Annotated in this window: 12 protein-coding genes; 2 read left to right on the forward strand and 10 right to left on the reverse strand. The window is 64.0% G+C overall.

The genetic code is table 11. The features are described from left to right. Positions 1-568, forward strand: a 568-nt coding sequence (locus WCB02_RS27765) for a DUF2155 domain-containing protein (RefSeq protein WP_423962955.1), incomplete at its 5' end; no start/stop codon positions are given. A gap of 7 nt (positions 569-575) precedes the next feature. Here the strand turns inward: WCB02_RS27765 and aat are convergent. From aat to WCB02_RS27805, 8 genes are all read right to left on the reverse strand, one after another. Then, positions 576-1,256, reverse strand: coding sequence for a leucyl/phenylalanyl-tRNA--protein transferase (gene aat, locus WCB02_RS27770; RefSeq protein ID WP_423962956.1), 681 nt, complete (start codon positions 1,254-1,256; stop codon positions 576-578). A gap of 64 nt (positions 1,257-1,320) precedes the next feature. Then, positions 1,321-2,412: a sensor histidine kinase gene (locus WCB02_RS27775; RefSeq protein ID WP_423962966.1), complete on the reverse strand. Its 1,092-nt coding sequence runs from the start codon at positions 2,410-2,412 to the stop codon at positions 1,321-1,323. A gap of 71 nt (positions 2,413-2,483) precedes the next feature. Next, positions 2,484-2,924 carry a response regulator gene (locus WCB02_RS27780; RefSeq protein ID WP_423962957.1) on the reverse strand — a complete coding sequence of 147 codons (441 nt, stop codon included), beginning with the start codon at positions 2,922-2,924 and terminating at the stop codon, positions 2,484-2,486. Beyond that, positions 2,921-4,444, reverse strand: coding sequence for a sensor histidine kinase (locus WCB02_RS27785; protein WP_423962958.1), 1,524 nt, complete (start codon positions 4,442-4,444; stop codon positions 2,921-2,923). Before WCB02_RS27785 ends, WCB02_RS27780 begins: the two co-directional genes overlap by 4 nt. A 114-nt stretch (positions 4,445-4,558) precedes the next feature. After that, entirely contained in the window at positions 4,559-5,908 is a 1,350-nt protein-coding gene (accC, locus tag WCB02_RS27790; RefSeq protein WP_423962959.1) for an acetyl-CoA carboxylase biotin carboxylase subunit, read from the reverse strand. A gap of 78 nt (positions 5,909-5,986) precedes the next feature. Further along, on the reverse strand, positions 5,987-6,466 hold the full coding sequence (gene accB, locus WCB02_RS27795) for an acetyl-CoA carboxylase biotin carboxyl carrier protein (RefSeq protein WP_423962960.1): 480 nt from the start codon (positions 6,464-6,466) through the stop codon (positions 5,987-5,989). Positions 6,467-6,502: 36 nt separating this feature from the next. Next, positions 6,503-6,964, reverse strand: a complete 462-nt coding sequence (gene aroQ / locus WCB02_RS27800) for a type II 3-dehydroquinate dehydratase (RefSeq protein WP_423962961.1) — start codon at positions 6,962-6,964, stop codon at positions 6,503-6,505. Between the two features lie 245 nt (positions 6,965-7,209). Next, on the reverse strand, positions 7,210-8,055 hold the full coding sequence (locus WCB02_RS27805) for a DUF1236 domain-containing protein (RefSeq protein WP_423962962.1): 846 nt from the start codon (positions 8,053-8,055) through the stop codon (positions 7,210-7,212). Between the two features lie 58 nt (positions 8,056-8,113). Here WCB02_RS27805 and WCB02_RS27810 point away from each other — a divergent pair, with 58 nt between their 5' ends. Next, complete coding sequence (locus tag WCB02_RS27810) at positions 8,114-8,362, forward strand: hypothetical protein (RefSeq protein ID WP_423962963.1); 249 nt, start codon at positions 8,114-8,116, stop codon at positions 8,360-8,362. Between the two features lie 94 nt (positions 8,363-8,456). On the opposite strand, the gene WCB02_RS27815 is transcribed toward WCB02_RS27810, so the two are convergent. Together WCB02_RS27815 and WCB02_RS27820 are read right to left on the reverse strand one after the other, a co-directional pair. Next, positions 8,457-9,218 (reverse strand): DsbA family protein, encoded by a 762-nt coding sequence (locus tag WCB02_RS27815; protein WP_423962964.1) that lies wholly within the window; start codon positions 9,216-9,218, stop codon positions 8,457-8,459. Positions 9,219-9,383: 165 nt separating this feature from the next. After that, on the reverse strand, positions 9,384-10,281 hold an 898-nt coding region (locus tag WCB02_RS27820), incomplete at its 5' end, for a M48 family metalloprotease (RefSeq protein WP_423962965.1).

A 10,281-nucleotide genomic window follows, 5' to 3' on the forward strand; every position in this document is an offset into this window, starting at 1 on the left:
GCCCAAGGGCGTGCCGCAGGCGCCGGCGACCCTGCAGCCGGGCGACGAGGTGGTGACCGAACCGCCGGCGCAGAAGATCATCAACAAGAAGGCGAGTTTCACCGGGCTCGACAAGATCACCGGCCGCACCATCAATTTCGACGAGCAGATCGGCGAGACCGTGCAGTTCGGCGCGTTGCGGGTGAAGACCGACGCCTGCTATACCCGTCCGGCGACGGAAGCCGCCAATACCGATGCCTTTGTCGAGGTCGACGAGATCACGCTGCAGGGCGAAGTGAAGCGGATCTTTTCCGGCTGGATGTACGCGGCAAGCCCCGGCCTGCACGCCGTCGAGCACCCGATCTACGACATCTGGCTGACCGACTGCAAAGAGCCGGAGACCGCCGTGGTCAGCGCGGCGCCCGATCCTGTCAAGCCTGTGACAAGCCCGTCGCCGCCACAGAGGCGGCCGCCGAGGCAGGCAGCGCCGCGCCCATTGCCGCCGCCGCAACCGCTGCAACAGAGCCAGCAGCAACAACCCCCGCCGCCCCCGCCACAAGGCGGACCGCTTGGTGGGATTTTCCGGTAGCAGGCCATTAGCCGCGCGCGGCGATGATCGCGAGCGCCTCGCTGCCCGAGATCGGGCGATCGGTCGGCAGCCTGGCAAAATCCGCAGGTTCGCCGCGGATCGCGCGGTCGAGCAGGGCGGTGTAGCGCCGCCTCGGGATTTCGGTGGCGCCAAAGCTCATCAGATGCTCGGTGACATATTGCGTGTCGAGCAGTTCGAAACCACCGGCAATCAGTCGCGCCACCAGATGCACCAGCGCCACTTTCGAGGCGTCGCGGGCGCGGTGGAACATGCTCTCCCCGAAAAAGGCGCGCCCGAGGCTCACCCCGTAGAGGCCGCCCACGAGGTCGCCATCCTGCCAGGCCTCGACGCTGTGGCCGTGCCCGATCTCGTGCAGTCCGCAATAGAGATCGCGAATGCGCTTGTTGATCCAGGTGTCCTCGCGCCCCTCTTGCGGGGCGGCGCAGCCGGCGATGACAGCCCTGAAGGCGGTGTTGACGGTGACGGTGAAAGCCTCGGATCGCACGGTGCGCGCCAGCCGCGACGAGACGCGAAACCCATCGAGCGGAATCACGCCGCGCATTTCCGGCTCGACCCAGAACAGCGTCGGATCGTCGGCGCTCTCGGCCATCGGGAAGATGCCGCAGGCATAGGCGCGCAACAGCACGTCAGGCGTGATTTCGGCAATGGCGGTATCGCGCGATGTCATGGACGGAGGATAGCAGGGCCGCCGGGGCCAGCAATGCCCCGCGGGCCGGCGCGCGGCGCCGCCGTCATTTCGCCACGGCACCGGCTGGCCGGGCGCCAGGTACCTTGGTGCGGCAAAACCGCAGCACGATCCGGGTTCCGGAATGGTTGGGATCGCGTTCCACGCTGGCCTCCAGCTTGGCCGCCATGGCGCCGACGATTCGCTGTCCCATGCCGGTCGAACGCGGATCGTTCTTGCCATTGAGGCCGACGCCATCGTCGGAGATCGACAGCGACAGATCGTCGCCCTCAACGCCAAGCACGACGTGAATCGGCCCGGCGCAATCGGGATAGGCGTATTTCACCGCGTTCATCACCAGCTCGTTGACGATGATGCCGATGGCGACCGCGCGGTCCGGATCGATCTCGACCGGCTCGGCCTTCAAGGTCAGCTGCGACATCCGGTTGCCCTCGGCGGAGCGGCGCAGGTCGTCGAGCAGCGCGTCGAGATATTGATTGAGCAGCACGCTCTTGAGGTCGTGCGAGGTGTAGAGCCTGCGGTGAACCTGGGCGACCGCCGCGACCCGTCCCATCGCGTTGGTCAACGCGGCCTTGACGTCGTCCTGCGTCGACGAATTGGCCTGCAGGTGCAACAGCGATGCAATGATCTGCAGACTGTTGCCGACCCGGTGATTGACCTCGCGCAACAGCACCTCGCGCTCGGCGGCAAGCGCCGCATAGCGGTCGCGCGAGGCGTGCACCTCGGCCTCGGCCTCGTCGCGGGCCTTCTGCAGCCGTGCCTGGCGCAGCGCGCCGTCGACCGCGACATGCAACAGCGGGATGAAGTCACCCCTTGCATCCTTGACCAGATAGTCGGCGGCGCCGGCCTTCAGGGCGGTGACGGCGATGCTCGAATCCTGCGATGCCGTGACGAACACCACCGGCGGCGCGGCCGGGATCGCCATGATGCGCGCGAGCGTTTCCAGACCGTCGAGGCCCGGCATGAATTGGTCGAGCGCGACGACGTCGATGCCGCCCTCGCGAAGCCGGTTCAAGCCGTCCTCGCCGCTTGCGGCGTGAACGACCTGGAGGCCGAGCCGCGTCAGGCCACGGTCGACCAGCCGGGCCAGCGTCGCGTCATCATCGATATAGAGCAATGTGGGCGTCGCCGGGCTCATGGTGGCAGGATTCATGGTCGCAGGATGCTTGGTCACAGGATTCTTGGTCGCAAGATTCATGGTCGCGAGATTCATGGGGCCGCAGATGGAACCTGAATGACGGAGAAGAATAGCCCGAGCTGGCGAATGGCGTTAGCAAAGCTTTCGTAATTGACCGGTTTGGTAATATAGACGTTACAGCCAAGCTCGTAACAGCGCTTGATTTCCTGCGAATCGTCGGTGGTGGTGAGCACCACGATCGGCGTGCATTTGAGATACTCGTTGTCCTTCACCTGGCGCAGGATATCGATGCCGGTCATGTCGGGCAGATTGAGATCGAGCAGGATCAAGAACGCGGTGTCCTTGCGCTCGATGCCGCTGCCATCGCGGCCCAAAAGGTATTTCAATGCATCTGTACCGTTGCTGAACGGGATGATCTCATTGTTGACGCCGGAACGACGGATGTTGCGCTCGATCAGGCGCGCATGTCCCTCGTCGTCCTCGATCATGATGATGGTAACGGGGGTCGTCATGTCTCTCCATTCCAGTTGCTGAGGTTCCAATTGAGGGGCAGTGTTATCGTAAAGGTGCTGCCGTCGTTGAGTTCCGACGACACCGACATGGTTCCGCCGAGCCTTCGCACCAGGGCGCGGACGTGGGCAAGCCCGATGCCTTGACCCGGCTTGTCCTGGGTTCCGGCGCGGCGGAACAGGTCGAAGATCCGCTGATGGTCCTTGGGATCAATGCCGCGGCCGTTGTCGCTGACTTCGAAAATGGCAAAACCGAGCTTGGTGCGGCCGCGCAGCGAAATCTTGCCGGGTACCCCGGGCTTGAGATATTTGATCGCATTGTCGATCAGGTTGGAGAAAATCTGCTCCAGCGCCAGCCGGTCGCTGACGATCGACGGCAACGCTCCGATGTGGATCTCGGCCTGGGCTTCGGCAGCCTGATGGGCCATCGTCGAGACGATCGCCTCGATCAGCTCGCGCATGTCGATGCGCACCGGATCGAACCGGCGGCGGCCCTCGCGCGTCAGGTTGAGGATCGCGCTGATCAGGCGGTCCATCTTGCCGATCGACGATTTGATGAATCCGAGCGCTTCGGAAAAATCCCGCGAGAGCTGCTGGTCGGCAGGTTCGAGTTCGATGTCGGCGTCGGAGATCGGCGGAGGTGACGCCGAGGCCATGGCGCGCGAGAGTCCCGCGATGCGCCGGAAGATGTCGCCGCGCAGTTCCTCCAGTTCGCTGGTGAAGCCCATGATGTTGACGAGCGGCGAACGGAGGTCGTGGCTGACGATATAGGCGAAGCGCTGAATCTCGTTGTTGGCCTCGCGCAGGTCTGCGGTCCGCTCGTCGACGGTTGCCTCGAGATTGAGATTGCTGTCGCGCAGCTGCGCCTCCGCCTGATCGCGTCCGCGAGCCGAGCGCCGCACCAGGAAGATCGAAATCGCGGCCAGCAGGGTGACGAGCGCGGAGCCCGCGATGGTGACGAGCGAGGCGAGCTGCTGGCTGCGATCGGCGTTCGCGGTTCGCAGCTTGAACAGCCGATCTTCCTCGGCACGCATCGTCTCCGCCACATCACGGATCGTGACGGTGGTGTTGCTTGTCGCGAGTTCCTGAACCAGCGCCGTGGCTTTCTCGGGCTGGCCGTCCTTGACGAACTTGATCTCGCGCGCGAACTGGTCCAGTCCGGTCTCGATCGCCGCGCGCATCTGCTTGACGTTTTCGACCTGCAGCGGATTGTCCACCGTCGAGCGCGCGAGCTTGTCGAGGTCGGGAATGATCGCCGCCGCCGCCTCCTCGTGATCGCGCAGAAATTCCGGTCCCTGCGTCAGCAGGTAGCCGCGCGCCGCACTCTCGGCGCGGCGGATTTCGAGCAGCGGGGCGTCGATCTGGTTCTCGACCTCGATGGTGTGCACCACCCAGCCACTGTCGTTGCGCGCCTTGTTGACCAGCAATATGGAGGACGCGCTGATCGCCACCAGCACGACGAATCCTGCTGCGAGCAGCACAATCTGCCCGATCGCACGCCTGCGCCGCATTTCAGGCGTCACGGCCTACTCGCGTGGTCAGTTGAATCGACGGCCCCCGAGCGCAAAAATCCATTGAGCAGGACAAAACGCCCGGCCGGGCCGATGGTTCCCGGACGGATAAAATATTTTTGATGGTCAGCCGGGCTGCTGGCCGGCCAGATAGTGTTCGAGCCAGTGGATATGATAATCGCCGTCGATGATCGCGGGTTCCCGGACCAGCGCGCGGAACAGCGGCAGCGTGGTCTCGATGCCCTCCACCACCATTTCGTCCAGCGCGCGGCGCAGCCGCATCAGGCACTCGCCACGGGTCTTGCCGTGCACGATCAGCTTGCCGACCAGCGAATCGTAATAGGGCGGAATCACGTAGCCCTGATAGACCGCCGAATCGATCCGCACGCCGAGCCCGCCGGGCGGATGGTATTGCAGGATCTTTCCCGGCGAGGGGCGGAAGCTCACGGGATTTTCGGCGTTGACCCGGCATTCGATGGCGTGGCCGTTGATGACCACTTCGTCCTGGGTCACCGGCAGGTCGCCGCCGGCTGCGATCCGGATCTGCTCCAGCACGAGGTCGATGCCGGTGATCATCTCGGTGACGGGATGCTCGACCTGGATGCGGGTGTTCATCTCGATGAAGTAGAACTCGCCGTCCTCATACAGGAATTCCACCGTGCCGACGCCGAGATATTTCAGGTCCCGCATGGCGTTGGCAACGGTGAGGCCGATCCTGGCCCGCGCCGCCGCATCGAGCGCGGGCGAGGGGCCTTCTTCCCAGACCTTCTGATGGCGCCGCTGCAGCGAGCAATCGCGCTCGCCGAGATGAATCGCGCCGCCGCGGCCGTCGCCGAGCACCTGGATCTCGATGTGACGTGGCTTCTGCAGGTATTTTTCCAGATAGACCGAGGCGTCGCCGAACGCCGACTTGGCCTCGTTGGCCGCGGTCGTGAGCGCCAGCAACAGATCGGACTCGGTGTGCGCGACCTTCATGCCGCGGCCGCCGCCACCGGCCGCGGCCTTCACCAGCACCGGAAAGCCGATCGCTTTGGCTATCGCCATCGCGTCCTGATCGGGCGCCACCGCGCCGTCCGAACCCGGCACCACGGGAATGCCGAGCCGCTTCGCCGTCTTCTTGGCCTCGATCTTGTCGCCCATCAGGCGGATGTGCCCGGCCTTGGGGCCGATGAAGTGCAGATTGTGCTCGGCCAGGATCTCGGCGAAGCGCGCATTTTCCGACAGGAAGCCGTAACCCGGATGTACCGCGTCGGCGCCGGTGATCTCGCAGGCCGCCAGCAGCGCCGGGACGTTGAGATAGCTGTCCTTCGACGGCGGCGGGCCGATGCATACACTCTCATCGGCGAGCCGCACATGCATGGCGTCGGCATCGGCGGTGGAGTGCACTGCCACGGTCGCGATCCCCAGCTCCTTGCAAGCCCGGAGGATGCGAAGGGCGATCTCGCCGCGATTGGCTATGAGAATTTTGTCGAACATGGGATCCTAGCGAAACGGGCGGACGGCGAATGGCGAGTGGCGAATAGTCGCGGTGAGAAAACCATTCGCCATTCGCCTCTACTCGATGATCACCAGCGGTTCGCCGAATTCGACCGGCTGGCCGTCCTCGACAAGAATCTGCGTCACGGTGCCGGCGCGCGGCGACGGAATCTGGTTCATCGTCTTCATCGCCTCGATGATCAGAAGCGTCTGCCCGGCGGAGACCTTGCTGCCGACCTCGATGAACGGCTTGGCGCCGGGTTCCGGCGCCCAATAGGCAGTGCCGACCATCGGCGAGGGCACCACGCCCGGGTGGTTTGCGATGTCACTGACGCCGCCGGCCGGCGCGGACGCGCCCTGCGCAAGCAGCGCGGAGGGAAGCGCTGTCGGCATCGCCGCGATGCTGACGTTGCGCGCGACCCGCACCCGAAGCCCGGCGCGTTCGATCTCGATTTCGGAGAGACTCGTCTCATCGAGCAACTGCGCGAGCTCGCGGATCAGCGCGCTGTCGTCGGAGGAAAATCTTGCGGGTGTCTTGTCGTCTGGCTGGCGCGCCATGAGCTGTTGTCCGAAAATTCTTGGGGCGGGGAGGCGTCAGGCTTTCGCCTTGGCGCCGATTTTGGCGGCGAGGCCGTTGATCGCGAGCCGGTAACCGTCGATGCCGAAACCGCAGAGCGTCGCGAACGCAGCCATTGCGGTGAAGGAATGGTGCCGGAAACTCTCGCGGGCGTGGATGTTGCTGATGTGGACCTCGACGGTCGGGATCTTCACCGCCATCAGCGCGTCGTGCAGTGCGATCGAGGTATGGGAGTAGGCGCCCGCATTGAGCACGATGCCGGCCGCCTGCTCGGCATGGGCCTGATGGATGAAATCGACCAGTTCGCCCTCGTGGTTGGACTGCCGGCAGTCGGCGGCCAGGCCAAATTGCGCGGCGGTCTCGGCGCACAGCTTCTCGACGTCGCCGAGCCCGGCGCGGCCGTAGGTCTCGGGCTCGCGAGTCCCCAACAGATTGAGGTTCGGACCGTTGAGAACATAGATCGTCTGGGTGCTGGCCATCGCAATCCCGGCAATGTGGGGCAGATGGGCCGCGTTATAGGTGGCAACCGGGCCAAGGGGAAGTCTCTAAGCCATCTGCGACTCCCCCGCGCGCTTCATGCTCCCTGCAAAAGCCCGTCAAGACTGCCGAAATCCTTCATTAACCAAGTCTTTCGGTAGGGATTGGTGGCTGCGGGCGTCGGATACGCGCGCAAAAAAGGGCGGGCCAAGAACAAGCCCGCCCCGAAGCCAAAGATTTGCCACGCTTACGCGTCGAGAACAGCCACGATCTCGAGCGTCTGCGGATCGATCACCACGATCTGGTCGCGGACCAGGATGAACTCATAGCCGCGCCATTCCGGGTAATAGGTCACGACTTCTGCCGGGAGCGGGTGGAAGGTCACGCCCTCGCGCGGCACGCGAGTGCCGATCGACACCGAGAAATTGACGTTGGTGACGGGCTCTACACGCTCGCTCTTGATCACGCTCGTGATCTTGGTGCGCTGCTCGGTCGTGAGTTTCGCGCCCGAGCCGGCCATGCCGGTGGTCTGTGATTTCTCGGCCGTGCCCTTGGACTCCGCGCTTTTGCTGTTCTGACCTTCGCGCGACTCGGCCTTCATGTTGCCGTTCTGACCTTCGCGGGTCTCGGCCTTCATGTTGCCTTTCTGGCCTTCGCGGGTCTCGGCCTTCATGTTGTCGTGCTGGCCTTCGCGAGTCTCGGTCTTCATGTTGCCGTTTTGGCCTTCGCGGGTCTCGGCCTTCATGTTGCCGTTCTGGCCTTCACGGGTCTCGGCCTTCATGTCCTTGCCGGCGCCCTTCTCGTTCTCGGAACTCATGCTCTTCGACTTCTGGCCCGGAGCGCTCTCGTCGGCGCGCTGGGTACTCGCAGCAGCCGGCGACTTCTGTTCCGATTGCGACGCCTTCATGCCGGACGGCGCGCGCTCCTCATGGCTGGCCGGGGCCGCGGTGGATCCGGCAGGCGCGCTTTGCTGCATCGCTCCTCCGGCAGCACCACCGGCTTCGCCGCCCTTCATTCCGCCCTGCGCAAACGCAGGTCCGGCACCGGCCACCAGCGCAAGCGCGGCGACCGAGATCATAAAACGGTTAGACATGTTACTGCTCTCCTCGGGTGTTGGCATTGCCCGCGCCGACAACGGGAGGGGTTGACAGATGTTCCGCAGGAACCGGCAGGTTCCTCGCGATTATTTGTTGACGCGTGAGCAATGGGTGAACCGCGGACTCAGAGCATTTTCGGGCAACCCAGACACCGGCTTTCCGCGAAGTCTTCCCATTCAACGTGTTCGGAAGGCGCTGCAGTTGAATGTCCTGCCGGCCTTGCGCGATTTTCGACGCAAATTCTCACGCAAAAAAAATCCGGCTGCGCCGCAGCCGGATTGTCTTGGAACGCCGAAGCCTTAGAACTCCGAAGTCTTGGAACGCCGAAGCCTTGGAACGCCGAAGCCTTGGAACCGCCAAGGAGAGAGTGCGAATGCGCCCTCCAACAAGGTCGCCTTTAACAGGTCGCCTTGCCGCAGCGCGCGATGCCGATCTTTTCCTTCAGTCCGTCAAGTCCGACCGCGCCGACCACGACCTGCTTGCCGATCACGTAGCTCGGCGTGCCGTTCATGCCCATCTCTTCGGCGAGCTTGAAGTTCTCTTCGATCGTCGCCTTCACTTCGGGGCTGGCCAGGTCCTTTTCGATCCGCGCCGTGTCGTAGCCGGCGTCCTTGGCTGCAGCCATCGCCCGGGCCTTGTCTGCCGGACCACGGCCGCCGAGCAACTTGGTATGGAAGTCGAGATATTTTTTCGGATCCTGCATCCGCGCGGCCACCGCGACCTTGGCGGCCTCGACCGAGCCCTCGCTCAGCACCGGGAATTCCTTCAGCACCACCTTCAGCTTCGGATCGGACTTCAAGAGATCGAGCATGTCGGCCATGGCGCGTTTGCAATAGCCGCAATTGTAGTCGAAGAACTCGACGAAGGTGACGTCGCCATCCTTGTTGCCGAGCACGACGCCGCGCGGCGAGTTGAAGATCGCGTCGCTATTGTCGGCAATCGTCGCCTCGTGCTTCTTCTCGTCGGCGGCGGCCTGGCGCTTGTTGAGCTCGTTCATGGCGTCCTCGAGCACCTCGGGATGCGCGAGCAAATAATTGTGCACGATGGTCTCGATGTCGCCGCGCTGGGTGTCGGAGAAACTCTGCGCCGAGGCGGCCTGTGGCGCGCCGCAGAGGGCGGCCGCGAACAGGGCGGAGGCGAGCAGGCGGAAGGGACGCATTTGGCAAATCCTTGTTGTGAGGAACCGGTTGGCGTTTGAAAGTCCATGCCGGCTCGGTTTGGTCCTGGTTGCTGCTTTGTAATCCCCGTGCTTCTTGCGGCACCGAAGTTGTATTTTTGAGCATGACCTTGTCGGAAACCCGGCAGCCGGCGTCCGGAACATGCTTTAGTTGCTGCTTTGGCCGGACGGAGGCTTGGTCGACACGATATCGTCGGCCTTGACCCAACCGGGCGTACCGACAGCGAAACGGGTTTTGGCGCGGGAGGCGAGGTCGCGTGCGGTCTTGTTGTCGCCCCGAAGATAGGCCGCCTGTGCCGACGCGAGATCGGCCTCCGCGTAGTCTCCCTTCCGGCCATAGGCCATCGCCAGCTGGCTATAACCGAGTGGCGCCTCGGTCTCGCGGGCCACCGCGGCCCGCAAAATGGTAATTGCTTCGTCGGTGTAGGCCTTATTATCCGTGGCCACGAGCGCCTGCCCAAGTAACATCTCGATGAGCGGCGCGTTGTTGGAGAGCTGGATCGCCTTGTGCAACGGCGCGATCGCATCGGCGGGCCTGCCGCCCTCGAGCAGCGCCTGGCCGCGCAGCTCGTAGAAATAGGGGTTGTTTGGCTGCGCCTGGATCAACCCGTCGATCTGCGTCAGCGCGTTGTTCAGATCGCCATGCAGGTAGGTCGTGATGGCGTGCGCATACCGCGCGGGCATGCTGGTGTTCGACAGCGGATACCGACGGTAGATGGTATCCTGGCGCTCCATGAAAGCGGCAATCTTGGCGCGCACCATGTCATGGCGCATCTGCAGGGCCGGATCGTCCTTCTTGTCCCAATAGGGGCTGGCGCGCGCCACCTCTTCCAGCGCCGCGACGCGGTCTGCCGGCATCGGATGCGACTGCAGATAGGGATCGGCGCCGCGCGCAGAGAACAGGCTGTCATTGGTGAAGCGCTTGAACGTGTCGTACATGCCCTTGGCGGATTGTCCCGTGGCGGTCAGAAACTTGACGCCGGCGCGGTCGGCCTGTTCTTCCTGCTGCCGCTGATAGGCCAGCAGGGAACGCATGATCATGTCC

Source organism: Bradyrhizobium sp. (genome assembly GCF_049581145.1).
GTDB lineage: Bacteria > Pseudomonadota > Alphaproteobacteria > Rhizobiales > Xanthobacteraceae > Bradyrhizobium.

Excerpts from the sequence above, each read along its gene's own strand:
- aat (WP_423962956.1), bottom strand. The coding sequence starts at position 1,256 with ATGACATCGCGCGATACCGCCATTGCCGAAATCACGCCTGACGTGCTG.
- WCB02_RS27815 (WP_423962964.1), bottom strand. The coding sequence starts at position 9,218 with ATGCGTCCCTTCCGCCTGCTCGCCTCCGCCCTGTTCGCGGCCGCCCTC.
- accB (WP_423962960.1), bottom strand. The coding sequence starts at position 6,466 with ATGGCGCGCCAGCCAGACGACAAGACACCCGCAAGATTTTCCTCCGAC.
- WCB02_RS27805 (WP_423962962.1), bottom strand. The coding sequence starts at position 8,055 with ATGTCTAACCGTTTTATGATCTCGGTCGCCGCGCTTGCGCTGGTGGCC.
- accC (WP_423962959.1), bottom strand. The coding sequence starts at position 5,908 with ATGTTCGACAAAATTCTCATAGCCAATCGCGGCGAGATCGCCCTTCGC.
- WCB02_RS27775 (WP_423962966.1), bottom strand. The coding sequence starts at position 2,412 with ATGAGCCCGGCGACGCCCACATTGCTCTATATCGATGATGACGCGACG.
- WCB02_RS27780 (WP_423962957.1), bottom strand. The coding sequence starts at position 2,924 with ATGACGACCCCCGTTACCATCATCATGATCGAGGACGACGAGGGACAT.
- aroQ (WP_423962961.1), bottom strand. The coding sequence starts at position 6,964 with ATGGCCAGCACCCAGACGATCTATGTTCTCAACGGTCCGAACCTCAAT.
- WCB02_RS27810 (WP_423962963.1), top strand. The coding sequence starts at position 8,114 with ATGTTCCGCAGGAACCGGCAGGTTCCTCGCGATTATTTGTTGACGCGT.